The following is a 16,322-nucleotide window of genomic DNA, read 5'->3' on the forward strand; positions in this document are numbered from 1 at the left end:
ACCGGTCAGCGGCGCAGGGCCCGGGCGAGGGCTCGGGTGAGCGCGTCGCCGTCGGGGCCGAACGCCGTCGGGACGCCGCCGCCGACCTCGCCCGGGAGGCTGCCCGGCGTGGGCAGCGGCGAGCCGTGGGCGAGGACCTGCTGCGCGGGCGTCAGCTCGCGGATCGCGACGGCCGCGACGTGGTCCGGGTACCGCCGCGCGGCACGCGCGTAGATCTCGGGGTCGTGCTGGCCGTCGTCGCCGACGAGCAGCCAGTCAACGTCGGGCAGCTCGCGGAAGAGGCGGTCGAGGGACGTGTCCTTGTGCTCGGGGCCGCTGCGGAACCAGCCGGTGTTCGTCGGGCCCCAGTCGGTGAGCAGGAGCGGGCCGGGCGGGAACCCGTGCCGCTGGAGGAACCGGCGCAGGTTCGCGGCGGTGTTCCAGGCGCCCGTCGAGACGTAGACGAACGGGGTGCCGGGGCGCTCCGTCGCGATCCCGCGGTAGAGGGCGGCCATCCCCGGCACGGGCACGCGCGCGCTCGAGTGCCGCACGAACGTGTTCCACGCCGCGATGAACGGGCGGGGGACGGCGGTCACCATCGCGGTGTCGTCGATGTCGGACACGACGCCGAGCCGGCGCCCGTCGGCCACGACGAACACGCGGCCCTTCGCGACCGCGCCCGAGGAGGGGCGGAACGTCACGTCGTGCCAGCCCGGTGCGAGCGCGACGTCGATCGTCGCGTCGAGGTAGCCGCCGCGGTCGGACACGAGGTCGACCGTCGTGCTGCCCACGTGGACCCGGACCTCCTCCCGCGGTGCCGGGGCCGTGAAGAAGTACCGCCATCCGCGGCGGTCCGCGGACTCGCGCTCGTGCAGCGCGGGGTCGAACGCGGGGCTCGCGAGGAGCACGCGCCCCAGGACGCGGACGCGTCGGGGGCTGCCGTACCCGGCGAACGGCTCGACGCGCGGGCGCCACCCGCGCGCCTTCTGGAAGCGGGAGACGACGGCGCGCCACCGGTCCTCGAGCCGCGCCGCCCGGTGGGGTCGCTGGCTCGGGGTGGCCTCGGTCGTGACGGTCGGTACAGGTGCGGTCTGGGGCATGGGCGCAGCGGTGTCCTCGGTCGGGGGTGGCTGGTCAACCCTGTCACAGCCTCCCGACGCGCGCGGTGCCGGCCGGCCTCGGCGCGTGGCCCTCGGGCCTGGCGGGGTGCGGGCCGGTGCGCCCGAACCTAGCGTGGGCGCGTGAGCCAGCAGACGCCCCCGAACCCTGCCGACCTGCCCGCGCGGGCGACCCCGCCGGGCGTGAGCGACGCGACCGTCGAGGCGCTCGGAGCGCTGAGCGAGGCGCTCGAGACGACCGAGCGGGCGCGCGGGCACCTGTACACGTTCCACCAGCTCACCGGCGAGGCGGACCTCGCGCTCGGCGACGCCGTCGAGAAGCTCCGGGCGGCGGGGCACACGGAGGTCGCCGACCGGATCGCGACCGACCTCGTCGGGCGCAACGTCGCGCCCGGACGCTGGACGTTCCAGCTCGTCGAGGAGTACGACGACGGCTACTGGTCGGTGTTCCGCGAGCACGAGCGCGCGGCGCGCGACGAGCTCGCGGGCGGCGTGCGGCACCTCTTCGAGGCGCGCATGAAGCAGGAGCGCCGCACGGCCGGCCGGGCGGGCCACGAGGCGGGGCCGGGCGACCTGGGCTGAGGCCGATGAGTCCGGGCGCGCTCGCCGGTCCCAGGAGGGACGGACGAGACCGCCGACGAGAGGACTCCGCATGACGACCGCACCCCCCACGAGCACGCCCGGCGCGCCGGACGGCACGCTGATCCCCGGCTACAGCTCCCCGGGCGCGAGCCCGGTGCCCTGGGAGTCCGTCCGGCGAGCGCTCGAGCGCGCCGAGATCTCCTGGATCTCGACCGTGCGGCCCGACGGCCGCCCGCACGTCACGCCGCTCATGACGGTCGTCGCGGACGGCTGCCTGCACGTCACCACGGGGCCGCACGAGCGCAAGGCCCGCAACCTCGCCGAGAACGCGCACGTGGTGCTCACGACCGGGACGAACGTCTACGAGGACGCGCTCGACGTCGTCGTGGAGGGGACGGCCGTGCGCGTCACCGAGGACGCCGCGCTGCACCGCCTCGCCGAGCGGTGGCGCTGCAAGTACGGCGACGAGTGGTCGTTCACGGTCGAGGACGGCGCGTTCGTCAACGACGGCGACCCGGCGCTCGTCTTCGCGGTACGGCCCGAGGTCGTGTTCGCCTACGAGCGCACGGCCGAGCACGCGGCGATGCGGTGGCGGTTCGGGTCGGACGAGCGGCCCGACCTGCATGCCCCGGACGCACCGCAGCCCGCCTCGTGAGGCGGGCTGCGGCGTCGGGCGGGGACGGGCTCAGCTGCGCGTGATGGTGAAGGTCGACGTCGTGTTCTCGATGTCCCGGAAGTTGCCGGAGAACGTGAGGTTCGTGAACGTCGCCGTGCCGACGGCCGGGCCCTGGCCGGCCTCCGGCATCGGGTTGGCCCAGATGCCGTAGCCCGACGTGGCGTCGTACCGGTCGCCGCTCTTCTTCGCCCCCGTGATGGTGACGTTGGTGAAGGTCGGGTTCTGGAACGTGTTCTGCGGCTGGCCGCCGACGTAGTTCGTCTGGAACATGATCCCGGAGTACGTCGGGTCGATGACGTCGAGGTTGTTCACCTGGATGTTCCCGAACGCCTTGGACGCCGAGAACATCCACACGGCCCCGAACACCTGGTCGCCCCAGAAGTGGCCGCCGGAGCGCACGACCGTGAGCCCGTCGAACACCGTCGGGGCCGGGCCGAAGCCCTCCATCGGGTACCCGAAGTCGAGCGAGCTGATCGTGACGCCCGAGTAGACGAGGGTGTCCGCGATGTAGATGTTGCGGAACGTGTTGTCCTGACCGCCGTAGACCGCGAGGCCCGCCGCGCGCCACGTGTTGGTCGACGTGAGGTTCTCGAACACGTTGCCGCGCTGCCCGCTGCCGCCGTTGTCGGTGGCCGCGAAGAGCGCGAACGAGTCGTCGCCCGTGCCGCGCGCCTGGTTGTTGTGCACGTGGTTGTTCGCGCTGCCGTTGGTCATGTTGATCGCGTCCGCGAACGTGTTGCGGATGCGCGAGTTCGTGACCTCCGAGTCGTCCATGTTGGACGCCCAGAACATGCAGATCATGTGCTCGACCCAGATGTTGTCGATGGTCATGTCCTTCACGTTGGCGAAGTCGAACACCTTGCCCGGGCCGTCGATGCGCGACGTGTAGTTCCCGAAGTACGCGAAGTCGCGGAACGTCGAGCCGTTCGCGCTCGCCTCGGCACGGAAGCCGACGTCGGTGTTCTCCTGGCCCTGCGGCGCGAAGAACCGCGTGAACCACGGCCCGGCGCCGACGACGTCGACCCCCTTGCCGTACACCTGGAACTTGCTCGACGTCTGGTAGTCGCCCGCGGTCAGGTAGACGCCCTTGAGCGTGCCCGTGGCGTCCATGCGGACCCGGTCGAGCGCGGCCTGGACGTCCTGGTGCGTGAAGCCCGCGGGCTGCGTGTACTGCGCGGGGTTCGGGTTCGCCCGCGGCGTCGCGAGCTCGAGGTCGACGAAGTCGATCGCGTACTGGCTCGTGCTGCCCGCCGTCTTCTGGAGGCGGATCGTCGAGCCCGCCGGGACGGTCGTGCCGAGCAGCGTGCTCGCCTCGTCGTAGACGTGCCGCGGCGCGCCCTGGCCCGGCTGGTTGCCCGGGTTGGTCTCGTTGCCGTAGAGCCACGCGTAGCGCGAGGTGAGGTCGATGTTCTTGAGGAACTGGCCGTCGACGTAGATCGCGAGGGTCGCGTTCGTGCCGCCGCCGCCCGCCGAGTCGGGGATGGAGAAGCGGGTCAGCAGGGTGTTCGTCGGGGCCTTGGTGGTCCACTCGACGTACGCGCCGGTCTGGTTGAGCGTCACCGCGCGCCGGCCCGAGGCCTCGCCCGCGAGGTCGCCGACGACACGGTTGGGCGCGAGCACCGTCGCGCCGCCGCCGGTGACGCCGTCCTCCGCCTCGTACGTGTCGAACGGCAGGTTGGCGCCGCGCCCGACGAAGAGCGGTCGGGTGGCGGTGTTGTTGGCCTGCTTCGCGGCGGCCTCGGTCGAGTCCGGCGCGGCGACGACCTTGACGTCGTAGTTGCCGTTCGCGGCGGTCCAGGTGCCGAGGTTGACGCTCGCGCTGCTCGCGCCCGCGGCGATCGCGCCGCTCGCAGACCCGGTCAGCGTCCGCACGACGGCGCCCGTCGCCTTGTTCGTCACCGTGACGGTGAGGCCGTGGGCGGCCGTCGACGTCGCGACGTTGCCCTGGTTGGCGATCGTCGCGGAGAACGTCACCGTGCTGCCCGCGGCGGGGTTGCTCGGCGACCACGTGAGGGTCGGGACGAGGTCCGAGCTCGGGACGGCGGTGACGACGAGCGGGGTCGGGTTGACGTAGGCGTTGTTGCCCTCGTTCTGCTCCGCGACCGTGCCGCCCGCGTCGGCGACCGCGCCGATCGTGTAGCTCGCGGCAGGGCGGGCGCCGACGTCGGCCGTGACGGTCGCCTGGGCGCCGGCCGCGAGGCCGCCGACCGGCTTGGTCGCGACGGTCTGGCCGTTCAGCGTGAAGGCGACGTCGGTCGCGGCGGATGACTGCGTCCCGATGTTCTTCACGACCGCCGACAGCGTGACCGCCTGCGACTCCAGGGGCGACGCGGGGGTCGCGGTGACGCCCGTGACGACGAGGTCGGGGTTCGGCGCGGCGGTGCCGAAGACCTGGAGCTCGGCGACCTGGCCGTTGCCGGAGCCGGTGTTGCCCGTGAACCGCAGCCGCACGTCCTTCGCGGTGCCGGTGACGGGGACGGTCACGGTGTTGCCGGTGCTCGGGGAGAACGCGTAGCCCGCCGAGGCCTTGAGGGTCTGCCACGTGCTGGTCGCGGTCGCGCGGCCCTGGACCTCGAAGGTCTGGGTGCGCGGGCCCCACACGGATGCCGGCGGGAGCTTCACGACGACGTCCGTGAGCTGGGCCGCGGCGTCGAGCGAGACCGTGAGCGTGCTCGGGTACTGTCCGCCCGCGCCCTCCCAGTAGGTCGTCGTGCTGTCGTCGTTCGCGTTCTTCGCGACGAACTGCCACTCCGTCGACGACGCCTCGATCGGCTTGTTCAGCGCGAGGTTGGTGCCGGTCGGAGGCTCCGGGTCGCCGGGGCCTCCCGGGTCGGTGCTGCCGGCCGTGCCGCGCACCTCGAGCTCGGAGAGCTGGCCCGCGGGCCAACCCGTGTTCGCGGTGATCTGCACGCGCACGTAGCGGGCGGACGTGTCCGGGACGTCGATCGTCACGGTGTTCCCCGACGCGGGGTCGAACGCGTACGCCTGCGACGCCTTGATCGTGGAGAAGCTCGAGCCGTCGGTGCTCGACTGCACGCTGAGGGTCTGGCTGCGCGTCTCCCAGCCCGTGGGCAGCTTGAGCACGAGGTCCTCGACCGTGGCGGCCGCGCCGAGGTCGACCTGGGCCCACTGCGGGAACGTGCTGTTGGTCGACTCCCAGTAGGTGCCCTGGTTGCCGTCCGTGAGGTTGCCGGACAGGTACGGCGAGTTGTTGCTGCTCGCCGCCGTCGACCTCCCGGCGGACAGCACCGTGGGCGCCGCCGTCGCGGTGGTCGTCAGGCCGAGCGGGACGAGCAGAGCCGCCGCTCCCGCCGTCGCGGCGAGGAGGCGGAGCCGGCGCAGCGGCGCCCCGGCGGGTGTGCGGTTCGACGTGCTGGGTCGATGTCTCATCGATGTCCTCGATCTCCCGTCGTCGTCGACGGGCGTCAGGCCGCGCCGAGCGCGACCCCGCACCGGACCGGATGCCCGGGTCGGAGGACGGGCCACGGCGCACGTCCGGCCGTGGCCGGGTGGCTCGGGTCAGTACCTTCGAGAATTGCGGACCCGCTGTGCCGCACCGCACAACGGAGTGTTGAGTTCTTGCATCAACACGCAAGAACGCTACTGCCGGGTGAAGGAGGCGTCAAGAGATGTCGCAAGCACCCGATGTGCCACGTTCATCGAGGTAGAACCCTGGTCCCGCGAGGTAGAGCCGTGGTTGCGCGAGGTAGAGCCGTGGTTCTTGGGCCCGACGGCGTGTGGTTGCGTTGGGTGGTCGGGGTGGGTGGTGGTGCCGCGTCTACCATCCGCGCCGCTCGTTCCTCGCGTCGCTCCCGCCAGGCCCGCCACGACGCGGCACCACCACCCACCCCGCCCTGCTCCGTCTCGCCCTGGTCGTCGCGCACCCCGGGCGACCGCCCGCAGCGTGCTCGCGGAGCGCGACGCCCGGGCCCGCTCGGGCTGGACGCCGCCGCCGCCGGCGTAGGCCGCGCGGACCGCCCCTCAGTCCGCGGCAGGGCCGAAGCGCTCGGTCTTGACCCGCGCCGGGTCGTGGCCGAGCGAGACGAGCTGCCGTGCGACGGCCTCGACGAAACCCGTCGGCCCGCACACGAAGCACGCGGGCTCGATCTCGGCGGGCCAGCCCCACGCGGCGAGGTCGCGGCGCTCGAGGCGGCCGGGGCCGCGCATCGACCCGAGCGGGGTCGAGCGCGTGAAGACGACCTGGACGTCGAGGCCGTCGTGCGCGGACGCGAGCCGGTCGAGGTCGTCGACGTAGAGCCGGTCCTCGGGGCGACGCACCGAGTAGACGAGCCGGAACGGCGTCCTGTCACCGGCGTCCCGCCGCGTCCGCAGCATCGCCATGAGCGGGACGAGGCCCGACCCGCCGGCCGCGAGCAGGACCGGCGTCCCGGCGTCGCGCTCCGGGGACCAGACGAACCAGCCGCCGATCGGCCCGCGCAGCTCGATCGCGTCGCCGACCGCGAAGGCGTCGGTGAGGTAGGTCGAGACCTCCCCACCCGGGACGCGCTGCACGGTGATCTCCACGCGCGCGGGGGAGCCGCCGTCGTGCACGACGCCGTTCGGCGCGCCGCCGTTCGCCGCGACGGCGGGTGAGCCGTCCGCGCCGTGGTCGTCGCCCAGGGGCGCGCGCGTCGCCGCGCTGCCGATCGAGTAGCTGCGCTCGGCCGTGTAGCCGTCGGGCGCGGTGAGGCGCAGGTCCACGTGCTGGCCGGCCAGGTGACCGGGCCAGGCGGGGACCTCGAGGACGAGCGTCCGCGCGGACGGGCTCTCCTCCCACGCGTCGACGAGCGTCGCGACCTGCCAGCGCGACGGCGTCGCGTACCGGGCGCCGAGCCGGACGGGCGCCTCGGTCATCGTGAAACCTCAATCACCTTGGTACCTCTGCTCGCGCCACGGGTCGCCGAGGTCGTGGTAGCCCAGGCGCTCCCAGAAGCCCTGCCGGTCCATGGGCATCAGCGTGATGCTGTTGACCCACTTGGCCGACTTCCAGAAGTACAGGTGCGGCACGAGCAGCCGCGCCGGGCCGCCGTGCACGGGGTGGAGCGGGGCGCCGTCGAACGTGTGCACGACCCAGGCCTTTCCGCCCAGCAGCTCCGCGACCGGGAGGTTCGTCGTGTACCCGCCGTAGCAGCCGATCATCGCGAAGTCGGCGGTGGACTCCACGTCGGCGAGGAGCGTGTCGAGAGAGACGCCGCGCCACGACGTCCCGAACTTGGACCAGCGGGTCACGCAGTGGATGTCGACGGTCGGCTCGTCCTGCGGGAGGGCCATGAGGTCCGCCCACGACCACGCGTGGGTCGTGCCGGTCTCGGTGGTCACGTCGAGCCGCCAGGTCGCGGTGTCGACGCGCGGTGTGGGCCCTGCCGAGAGCACCGGGAACCCGGTCTCGACGTACTGGCCCGGCGGGAGCGCCACGCCCTGCGGGCGTGGCCGGCCGTGGAAGCCGGGGGTGAGCGTGCTCATGGCACACGGTAGACGCGGTTCCCGACGGCGCGCCAGGGCTCAGGCGTTCGCCTCCCCGGCGGGCGGTGCCGCGACGAGGCGCACGACGGCGTCGCGCAGCCAGGCGCGGTACCGCCCGTCCGACCATCCCGCGCCCTTCACGAAGTGGGCCCAGCCCTCGGGCGCGAGCAGGTAGGAGAGGGCCTCGGCCGCCTCCTCCCGGGAGGAGTGCGGGCGGAACCCGTGCGCCACGAGCACGTCCACGCTCGCGCGCAGGTCGGCGCGGCGGCGTCCGAGGAGCGCGTCGAGCTCCGCGGCGACCGCCTCGTCGGAGCGTGCCGCCGACGTGAAGGCGGACCACAGGCCGGCGACGCGGGCGTTCGCCGCCGCGACGAGCGCGACGAGCCCGTCGAGGAACTCCTCGGGGTCGGCGGTGCCGGCGACGGAGCGACCCTCGGGCCGCTCACCCAAGGACTCCCGACCCTCGGACCCGGCGAACGTGAGCTCGAACGCGGCGAGCAGCAGCGCCCGCTTGGGCCCGTGCGCCTTGACCGTCTCGAGCGACACCCCCGCGCGCTCGGCGACGCGCGCGAGGGTCGTGCGCTCGTAGCCGCGCTCGGCGAGCTCCTGCGCGGCGGCGCGCACGACCCGTTCGCGCGTGCGTGCGGCCTGCTCGGCGCGGAGGTCCGACGTGTAGGGACGAGGCACCACTATTGACTACCCCTTAAAGGTGATGAATACTCCTGACGGTTGATCGATCTTCTCACACGCCGGCTCCCCACCGGCGTCCCCGCGCGGACGGCCCGGTCCTGCGCCCTTCCCGTCCGTCCGGCGCGCCGCGCGCCGCCACGAGAGAGGCACCACCCATGGCCGACGTCCTGCTCTGCTCGACACCCGTGCACGCCCACGTCACCCCGCTGCTCGCCGTCACCCGGGCTCTCGTCGCCCGTGGGCACGGCGTCCGGTTCCTGACAGGGTCCCGGTTCGCCGCGGCCGTCGAGGCAGCGGGCGCCACGTTCCTCCCCCTCCCCGCGGAGGCCGACTTCGACGACCGGGACCTCGCGGCCGCCTTCCCCGGTCGCGCGGGGCGCACGGGACTCGACGCGATCCGGCACGACATGCTCGAGATCTTCGTCGGGCCCGGCGTCGCGCAGCACCGTGCGGTGGTCGGCGCCCTCGCCTCGCGCCCGGCCGACGCCGTGCTCGTCGAGCCGCTGTTCCTCGGCGCGATGGCGCTCGTCGCGTCACCCGTCGACAGTCGGCCGCCGGTGCTCGCGCTCGGCATCTTCCCGCTCGGGCTCAAGAGCGACCGCACCGCGCCGTTCGGCCTCGGAGTCCTGCCGGCGCGGGGACCGCTCGGCGTGGCGCGCAACAGGGTGCTGCACCGGTTCGTCGAAGGCGTCGCGTTCGCCGCTCCGCAGCGCGCCGCGCAGGACATGGTCCGCGCGACGGGCGGGGAGCCCGGCGGCACCTTCTTCCTCGGCTGGCCGGCCGACGCGGACGCCGTCGTGCAGCTCACCGTCCCCGAGCTCGAGTACCCGCGGCCCGACGTCGCGACCCCGGTCCGGTTCGTCGGCCCACCCCGCCCGGCGCCGGGGAACGGCGACCTCCCCGCGTGGTGGGGCGACCTCGACACCCGCCGGCCGGTCGTCCACGTCACCCAGGGGACCGTCGCGAACGAGGACCCGACCCAGCTCCTCGTCCCCACGCTGCGCGCGCTCGCCGACGAGGACGTGCTCGTGGTCGCCGCGACGGGCGGACGCCCCGTCGGTTCGCTCGGCCCGCTCCCGGCGAACGCGCGCGCGGCCGAGTACCTCCCGTACGACGCGCTGCTGCCGCGCACGTCGGTCTTCGTGACCAACGGCGGCTACGGCGGCGTGCACCACGCGTTGCGGCACGGCGTCCCCGTGGTCGTGGCGGGCAAGACCGAGGACAAGGCCGAGGTCGCGGCGCGCGTCGCCTGGACGGGTGCCGGCGTGCGGCTGCGGACGAGCACGCCGCGGCCCGCCCAGGTGCGGCGCGCGGTGCGGCGTCTGCTCGCCGACCCGTCGTACGCGCGAGCCAGTGGCCGCATCGGCGAGCGCATCGCCGTCTCGCCGGGCGAGGACGGCGTGGTCGACGTCGTCGAGGAGGTCGTCGCCGCCCGGGAGGCGTCGCGCGCCGTCCGCTGACCGGGGCAGGATCGGGGGATGCCCAGCGACCTGCTCATGCGCATCCACGGCACCGAGTTCCGCGCCATGACCGAGAGGGTGCTGCGGGCCACCGAGCTCACCTCACGGCTCAACGTCCTGCCGTTCGACGACGAGGAGGGCCGGGCGCGGCTGTTCGAGCAGATCCTGGGGCGCCCGCTGCCGCCGCGCGTGACGATCTACCCGCCCTTCTTCACGGACCACGGCCTGAACCTGGAGCTGGGGGAGCGGGTGTTCGTCAACCAGAACTGCACCTTCCTCGACTACGCGGGGATCCGGCTGGCCGAGCGCGTCATGGTCGCCCCGCGGGTCACGTTCATCACCGTCGGGCACCCCGTCGACACCGACGACCGCAAGGTCTGGTTGACCGGCGGCCCGATCGACGTGCACGAGAACGTGTGGATCGGCGCCGGTGCCACGATCCTCCCCGGCGTGACCATCGGGCACGACGCGGTCGTCGCCGCCGGAGCGGTCGTGGCCGACGACGTCCCGCCGCGCAGCCTCGTCACCGGCACCAAGGCGGCCGTGCGTCGCACCTGGTGAGCGCCGGCCTCCGGCTCAGCACTCGATCCGTCGGTCGTGCTGAAGCCTGCGCTCGCTCCGCTGCGCTCCGGCTCGGCACGGGATCTGTCGGTCGTGCTGAAGCCTGCGCTTGCTCCGCTGCGCTCCGGCTCAGCACTCGACGACGTTGACCGCGAGGCCACCCGTCGAGGTCTCCTTGTACTTGGTCGACATGTCGACGCCGGTCTGTCGCATCGTCTCGATGACGGTGTCGAGCGAGACGACGTGCGAGCCGTCGCCCTGGAGCGCGAGGCGGGCTGCAGACACGGCGGTGCAGGCGGCGATGGCGTTGCGCTCGATGCAGGGCACCTGGACGAGCCCGCCGACGGGGTCGCACGTGAGCCCGAGGTTGTGCTCCATCGCGATCTCGGCCGCGTTCTCCACCTGGGCGGGGGTGCCGCCGAGGACGGCGCAGATCGCGCCCGCGGCCATCGAGCACGCGGAGCCGACCTCGCCCTGGCAGCCCGCCTCCGCGCCGGAGATGGACGCGTTGCGCTTGTAGAGCGCGCCGATCGCTGCGGCCGTGAGGAGGTAGGTGCGCATGGCCCGACGCCGGCGCGCGGGGTCCGCGGCGACGTCCGGGTGGGTGCGCAGGAAGTGGCGGCCGACCGCGGGGATGATCCCGGCGGCGCCGTTCGTCGGGGCGGTCACGACACGACGCCCGTCGGCGTTCTCCTCGTTGACCGCCATGGCGAACGCCTGGAGCCACTCGATCGCCGTGTCGGCGCCGCGCTCGTCGGCGAGCTCGAGGCGCTCGCGCTGGGCACGTGCCCGACGGCGGACCCGGAGCCGCCCGGGCAGCACGCCGTCGCGCTCCAGGCCCGCGTCGACGCACGCGCTCATGGTGTCCCAGATCCGGTCGACGCCCGCCTCGACCTCGGCGGCGGGGCGCAGGGCGGACTCGTTCGCCCACGCGACCGCCGCGATGGACGTGCGCTCGCGCTCGCACAGGGCGAGGAGCTCGGCGGCGTTGGCGAAGGGGAACGGCACGCCCGACGGCTCGGTCCGGGGGTCGATCGCCTCGCCCGCGAGCTCGGCGCCGAGCTGCGCGGCCTCGTTCGCGGCGGCGGACTCGAGCTCGGCGGCCGTGAGGACGAACCCCCCGCCCACCGAGTAGTACGCCTCCTCGGCGAGCGGGGTGCCGCTCGCGTCGAGCGCGGTGAAGCGCATGCCGTTGGGGTGGCCGGGCATCCGGGTCAGCGGCGCGAGGCGCACGTCCTCGCTCGTCATGGTGATGCGGTGCCGGCCCAGCAGCGCGACGGGCGCGCCGTCGCCGAGCTTCTCCCACGAGCCGGGGACCCGGGCGGGATCGCACGTCTCGGGGTCGAGGCCGAGCAGCCCCGCGACGACGGCGTCCGGCGTGCCGTGGCCGACGCCCGTCGCCCCGAGCGACCCGCACAGCACGACGCGCACGCCCGTGACGTCGCCCAGCGCACCCCGGTGGTCCAGCGTCGCGACGAACGCCTTCGCGGCCCGCATCGGCCCGACGGTGTGCGAGCTCGACGGCCCCACGCCGACGGAGAAGAGGTCGAGGACCGACACGTACGCGCTCATGGACACCATGGTCGCACCTCGTCCCACGATGCGGGCGGTTTTTGCTATAGCGAATCTCGCGACCGCTCGACCCCGCCGAGGACGACCGGGCACGTCGCGAGGTGGTCGTCGACGAGCCCGCACGCCTGCATCGCGGCATAGGCCGTCGTGGGCCCGACGAACCGGAACCCCTGCTTCTTGAGCGCCTTCGAGAGCGCGGTCGACTCGGGCGTGAGCCCGGGGACGTCGCCCCAGGTCGCCGGGCGCTCGCGACCGGCCGGTGGCGCGAACGACCAGATCAGCTCGTCCAGCGTGCGCCCGCTCTCCTGGAGCGCGAGCAGGGCGCGCGCGTTGTCGATCGTGGCGGTGATCTTCTGCCGGTTGCGGATGATGCGGGCGTCGCCGAGCAGTCGCTCGACGTCGGGCTCGCCGAACGCGGCGACGGCCACCGGGTCGAACCTCGCGAAGACCTCGCGAAAGGCGGGGCGCTTCCGCAGCACGGTGATCCACGACAGGCCGGACTGGAACCCCTCGAGCGCCAGGCGCTCGAACAGCGCCGTGTCCCCGTGCACGGGCACCGCCCACTCGGTGTCGTGGTACTGCTCGTAGAGCGGGTCGCCGTCGCCGAAGCAGCGGGCGCCGGGCTGCGGGGAGGCGGGCGCGTCGTCGGGCACCACGAGGGGCGTCGGCGGGGGCGTCTCGGTCGTCATGCGCCCACTCTGCCCGGTCCCGCCGACACCTGGTCCGCTCCCGGCGCCCCCTGTGGACGGGGACCGCGCGATCCGGGCCTGTGCACGCTCACGTTCCCGGGGCGGCGCCTCGTGGGGAGATGTGCCGATGGTCAGGCGTCTCGTGGGGAGATGTGCCGATGGTCGGGCGTCACCGGTCCGGGGCACACTGTTCCCGGCCGGCCGCGCACGCGGGTGCACCGGCGTCGTCGTCCCGCCCGCGCCACCCGAGGAGCACCCCATGTCCGACGCCCTGGCCGCGCTCGCCGCCGCCGTCGCGGCGGCGCCGTCGAGCGCCCCCCTGCGCGTCCACTACGCGAGCCTCCTGCTGGCGGCCGGGCACCCGGTCGAGGCGCTCGAGCAGGCGAGCGCCGCGCTGCGGATCGACCGGGCCGACGGAGAGGCGCTGCGCCTCGTCCAGGACTCGGCCGTCGCCGCGGCGACGGGAGCCCGCCCCGCGGCCGACCCGTCCGCGACGGGCCCCGCCGCGTCGTCGGGGCCGGTCGCCGGGCTGCACGCACCGACGTCGGCGCCGGGCGGCGTCGACGACGGGATCATCACGGGCGTGCCGTCCGACGCGACCGTCCCGCGCGCGCCCGGCGCGCCTGCGCCCGGGTCCCCGACCGCCGGGGTCCCCGCAGCACCCGGCCCCGCGGCGCCGTCGGGCATCGACTGGGACCGGTTGGAGCACGAGGTGGGCGTCCACGTCCCGGCACCGTTCGTCGAGACACCGGCCGTCGAGGCGCCGCCCGGGCAGGAGCCCGCCCTGCCGCCCGCCGGGCCGGGTTCCGCTCCCCCCGCGGGGGCCGACGGCACCGCGCCGCCCGCACCGGGTGGCCAGCCGTTCCTCGTCCCCGCGCGCGACGACGCCCCCGACGACGGGTCCGGCCTGCTCGAGGTCTCGCGCGAGACGGTGACGCTCGCGGACGTGGGCGGCCTGGAGCCGGTGAAGCAGCGCATCCGCGAGGCGTTCCTGGAGCCGATGCGCCACCAGGCGATCGCGAAGGCGTTCGGCAAGTCGCTGCGGGGCGGGCTCCTGCTCTACGGGCCGCCCGGGACCGGCAAGACGTACATGGCCCGGGCCGTCGCAGGCGAGCTCGGCGCGCGGTTCCTCACGGTGACGCTCGCGGACATCCTCGACAAGTACATCGGGGAGAGCGAGCAGAACCTGCACGCGCTGTTCCAGAAGGCACGCCGGCTCGCGCCCGCCGTGCTGTTCCTCGACGAGGTCGACGCGATCGGCGGCAAGCGCGCGCAGTACTCCGGATCGTCGGGCATGCGGACCGTCGTCAACCAGCTCCTCCAGGAGATGGACGGCATCGGCTCCGACAACGACGGGCTGTTCGTCCTCGGCGCGACGAACCACCCGTGGGACGTCGACACCGCGCTGCTGCGCCCGGGGCGGTTCGACCGCGTCGTGCTCGTGCTGCCGCCCGACGAGCCGGCGCGCGAGGCGATCCTGCGCCACCACCTCGCCGGCCGTCCGGTCGCGGGGATCGACCTGCGCTCGGTCGTGCAGCGCACCGACGGCTTCTCCGGCGCCGACCTCGAGCACCTCGCGGCGACGGCGGCCGAGAAGGCGATGATGGACTCGATCGCGTCGGGGCAGGTGCGGCCGATCACCATGGCGGACCTGGACGCCGCCCTCGCCGACGTGCGTCCCTCGACGACGGCGTGGCTCCAGTCCGCGCGCAACGTCGTCACGTTCGCGAACAACGACGGCCGCTACGACGACCTCGCCGCGTACCTGCGCGCGCGGCGCATGCTCTGAGCCGGCGGCCCCGACCGTGAGCGCCACGACCGACCCGCGCGCCGTCGCCTCGCGCGCGGAGCTGCTCGTCCAGATGGGGCGGCCCGAGCGCGCGCTCGACGAGGTCGACGACGCGCTCGCGAGCCTGCCCGACGACCCGCGACTGCTCCTCGCCGCCGCCTGGGTGCGGCTGCACCTCCAGCGGTCGGCCGAGGCGCTGCCGCTCCTGGAGCAGGTCGTCGGCGCCCAGCCCGCGGCCGACGGCGCGCTGTACCTGCTCTCGATCGCGCGCCAGAACACCGGCGACGTGGCCGGGGCGCGCGACGCCGCGGCGAAGGCGCTCGAGCTCGACCCCGACGACGCGCGGTACCACCTCCAGCTCGCCGACACCCACCTGTCCGGCCGGGTCCGCGGCGCCGACCGGAGGCTCGCGCGCGAGCGCATCGAGTCGGCGCTCGCGCTCGCCCCGGAGAACCCCGACCGGCTCGTGCAGGCCGCGCGGCTGTGGTCGAGGCTCGGCGACGACGACCGGGCACGCACGCTCGTGCGCCAGGGCCTCGCCGTCGCCCCGGAGCACGAGGACCTGCTCTACCTCGACGCGGCGCTCGCGCTCGACGCCGGCCGCAGCGCGAAGGGGTACAGCGGCGTCCTCGCGATGAACCCCGAGCACGCCGAGGCCGGCTACCTGCTGCACCTCAGCGTGTGGCAGCAGATCCTGCGACTCGTCGAGATGCCGGTCCTGCTCGTCGGGGCGGTCGCGCTGGTCGTCGCCTTCTCGATGAGCGACTCGTACGTCGGCAGCGTCCCGGTCTGGGGGATCGTGGTCCTGCTGTGGACCGGGATCACCGCCCTGCGCGTGCTGCCCGTCCTCCTCCAGGTGCCGCGCGGCCTGCTGCGCCGCACGCTGCGCCGGACGCCGTTCCGGGGCCCGGCCGTCGCCGCCGTGGTCGTGGGCTGGTCGGGGGTGCTCGCGGGTCTCGCGCTGCTCTACGTGGTGCGCGACGCCGTCGTCGTGCGCTGGTTCCTCGTCGGCCTCGGGGTGGTGCTCGCGGTCACGGCCGTGACGTCCGCGGTCCTGCACGCGGCGATGCTCACGCAGACGCGCGAGCTCGGGTACCTCCCGCCCGGTCCCGCGGGGGCAGCCCGCATCGCCGGGCTGCGCTCAGGGCTGCGCGGCGCCGTCGTGCGGCGCACGGTGGTCATGGGCCTCGTCGCGATCGTGGTCGCCGCGATCGGCCCGGGAGCGTTCGCGCGCGGCGACGCCCGGCCCGTCGCGGCGCTCGCCGTCGTCGCGTTCGTCCTGCCGGTCGCGGTCGGGCTGTGGGTCGCGTGGCGCGTGGCGGCCCAGCAGCGTGCGGCGTCGGACGAGCGCCCGGTCGCCGGTGCCGGGGCCGCCGTCCGCGCCGGGCTGGGTGCCGCCGTCCTCCTGGTCACGACGACGCTCCTCGCGCTCGGCGGCGTGGCGGCGCTGGCAGCGCTGCCCGTGAGCCCGGGCGAGCACGACGCCGACGGCCGGTACGTCCAGGCACCGAAGGCCCCGCGCGACCCGGACTCGGACGTCCAGGAGTGCGCCGGCCGCCCCGTGACCCGCCTCGCCTGCATCCAGGAGAACAACCGCACCCGGCAGGAGGAGCTGCGCGACCGGATGGAGGACATCGACATCCCGAGCATCGACGTCCCGACGCTCGACCTGCCGGACCTGCCCGAGGTCCAGGTTCCCGACGCCCCGGCCCAGCCCACCCCCTGACCCGGTACCGCGCGGCG

The 16,322-nt window shown here is 74.5% G+C and carries 13 protein-coding genes; 6 read left to right on the forward strand and 7 right to left on the reverse strand.

The features are described 5' to 3' along the window. Positions 1 to 5: 5 nt before the first annotated feature. Entirely contained in the window at positions 6 to 1,079 is a 1,074-nt protein-coding gene (locus CCE02nite_RS00805; RefSeq protein ID WP_141387253.1) for an App1 family protein phosphatidate phosphatase, read from the reverse strand. Between the two features lie 141 nt (positions 1,080 to 1,220). Here CCE02nite_RS00805 and CCE02nite_RS00810 point away from each other — a divergent pair, with 141 nt between their 5' ends. Together CCE02nite_RS00810 and CCE02nite_RS00815 are read left to right on the forward strand one after the other, a co-directional pair. After that, complete coding sequence (locus CCE02nite_RS00810) at positions 1,221 to 1,679, forward strand: hypothetical protein (RefSeq protein ID WP_255318555.1); 459 nt, start codon at positions 1,221 to 1,223, stop codon at positions 1,677 to 1,679. 70 nt (positions 1,680 to 1,749) lie between these two features. Then, the gene (locus CCE02nite_RS00815) at positions 1,750 to 2,334 is read left to right on the forward strand and encodes a pyridoxamine 5'-phosphate oxidase family protein (RefSeq protein WP_141387255.1); all 585 of its coding nucleotides are present in this window, start codon (positions 1,750 to 1,752) and stop codon (positions 2,332 to 2,334) included. Positions 2,335 to 2,364: 30 nt separating this feature from the next. Here CCE02nite_RS00815 and CCE02nite_RS00820 read toward each other — a convergent pair whose 3' ends face one another. From CCE02nite_RS00820 to CCE02nite_RS00835, 4 genes are all read right to left on the reverse strand, one after another. Further along, on the reverse strand, positions 2,365 to 5,745 hold the full coding sequence (locus CCE02nite_RS00820; protein ID WP_141387257.1) for a discoidin domain-containing protein: 3,381 nt from the start codon (positions 5,743 to 5,745) through the stop codon (positions 2,365 to 2,367). A 591-nt stretch (positions 5,746 to 6,336) separates the two neighbouring features. Further along, positions 6,337 to 7,209 carry a ferredoxin reductase gene (locus tag CCE02nite_RS00825; RefSeq protein ID WP_141387259.1) on the reverse strand — a complete coding sequence of 291 codons (873 nt, stop codon included), beginning with the start codon at positions 7,207 to 7,209 and terminating at the stop codon, positions 6,337 to 6,339. Between the two features lie 9 nt (positions 7,210 to 7,218). Further along, complete coding sequence (locus CCE02nite_RS00830; RefSeq protein ID WP_047231004.1) at positions 7,219 to 7,818, reverse strand: sulfite oxidase-like oxidoreductase; 600 nt, start codon at positions 7,816 to 7,818, stop codon at positions 7,219 to 7,221. A gap of 39 nt (positions 7,819 to 7,857) precedes the next feature. Next, positions 7,858 to 8,505 (reverse strand): TetR/AcrR family transcriptional regulator, encoded by a 648-nt coding sequence (locus tag CCE02nite_RS00835; protein WP_255318556.1) that lies wholly within the window; start codon positions 8,503 to 8,505, stop codon positions 7,858 to 7,860. 158 nt (positions 8,506 to 8,663) lie between these two features. Between CCE02nite_RS00835 and CCE02nite_RS00840 the strand changes: the two genes are divergently transcribed. Further along, positions 8,664 to 9,968, forward strand: coding sequence for a glycosyltransferase (locus CCE02nite_RS00840; protein WP_141387263.1), 1,305 nt, complete (start codon positions 8,664 to 8,666; stop codon positions 9,966 to 9,968). Between the two features lie 18 nt (positions 9,969 to 9,986). Then, entirely contained in the window at positions 9,987 to 10,529 is a 543-nt protein-coding gene (locus CCE02nite_RS00845; protein ID WP_141387265.1) for a DapH/DapD/GlmU-related protein, read from the forward strand. 129 nt (positions 10,530 to 10,658) lie between these two features. Here the strand turns inward: CCE02nite_RS00845 and CCE02nite_RS00850 are convergent, their stop codons facing one another. Next, positions 10,659 to 12,101 carry an L-serine ammonia-lyase gene (locus CCE02nite_RS00850; protein WP_141387267.1) on the reverse strand — a complete coding sequence of 481 codons (1,443 nt, stop codon included), beginning with the start codon at positions 12,099 to 12,101 and terminating at the stop codon, positions 10,659 to 10,661. 44 nt (positions 12,102 to 12,145) lie between these two features. Then, entirely contained in the window at positions 12,146 to 12,790 is a 645-nt protein-coding gene (locus tag CCE02nite_RS00855; RefSeq protein ID WP_141387269.1) for a DNA-3-methyladenine glycosylase I, read from the reverse strand. A gap of 259 nt (positions 12,791 to 13,049) precedes the next feature. Between CCE02nite_RS00855 and CCE02nite_RS00860 the strand changes: the two genes are divergently transcribed. Both CCE02nite_RS00860 and CCE02nite_RS00865 read left to right on the forward strand, forming a co-directional pair. Further along, positions 13,050 to 14,579, forward strand: coding sequence for an ATP-binding protein (locus CCE02nite_RS00860; protein ID WP_141387271.1), 1,530 nt, complete (start codon positions 13,050 to 13,052; stop codon positions 14,577 to 14,579). Positions 14,580 to 14,595: 16 nt separating this feature from the next. Continuing rightward, positions 14,596 to 16,305: a tetratricopeptide repeat protein gene (locus CCE02nite_RS00865; protein WP_141387273.1), complete on the forward strand. Its 1,710-nt coding sequence runs from the start codon at positions 14,596 to 14,598 to the stop codon at positions 16,303 to 16,305. The last annotated feature ends 17 nt before the right edge of the window (positions 16,306 to 16,322 follow it).

This window comes from Cellulosimicrobium cellulans, assembly GCF_006539945.1.
Classification (GTDB): domain Bacteria; phylum Actinomycetota; class Actinomycetes; order Actinomycetales; family Cellulomonadaceae; genus Cellulosimicrobium; species Cellulosimicrobium cellulans.

Coding starts and splice junctions, on each gene's coding strand:
- CCE02nite_RS00805 (WP_141387253.1), bottom strand. CDS start 1,079: ATGCCCCAGACCGCACCTGTACCGACCGTCACGACCGAGGCCACCCCG.
- CCE02nite_RS00825 (WP_141387259.1), bottom strand. CDS start 7,209: ATGACCGAGGCGCCCGTCCGGCTCGGCGCCCGGTACGCGACGCCGTCG.
- CCE02nite_RS00845 (WP_141387265.1), top strand. CDS start 9,987: ATGCCCAGCGACCTGCTCATGCGCATCCACGGCACCGAGTTCCGCGCC.
- CCE02nite_RS00820 (WP_141387257.1), bottom strand. CDS start 5,745: ATGAGACATCGACCCAGCACGTCGAACCGCACACCCGCCGGGGCGCCG.
- CCE02nite_RS00840 (WP_141387263.1), top strand. CDS start 8,664: ATGGCCGACGTCCTGCTCTGCTCGACACCCGTGCACGCCCACGTCACC.
- CCE02nite_RS00855 (WP_141387269.1), bottom strand. CDS start 12,790: ATGACGACCGAGACGCCCCCGCCGACGCCCCTCGTGGTGCCCGACGAC.
- CCE02nite_RS00830 (WP_047231004.1), bottom strand. CDS start 7,818: ATGAGCACGCTCACCCCCGGCTTCCACGGCCGGCCACGCCCGCAGGGC.
- CCE02nite_RS00860 (WP_141387271.1), top strand. CDS start 13,050: ATGTCCGACGCCCTGGCCGCGCTCGCCGCCGCCGTCGCGGCGGCGCCG.
- CCE02nite_RS00815 (WP_141387255.1), top strand. CDS start 1,750: ATGACGACCGCACCCCCCACGAGCACGCCCGGCGCGCCGGACGGCACG.
- CCE02nite_RS00850 (WP_141387267.1), bottom strand. CDS start 12,101: ATGAGCGCGTACGTGTCGGTCCTCGACCTCTTCTCCGTCGGCGTGGGG.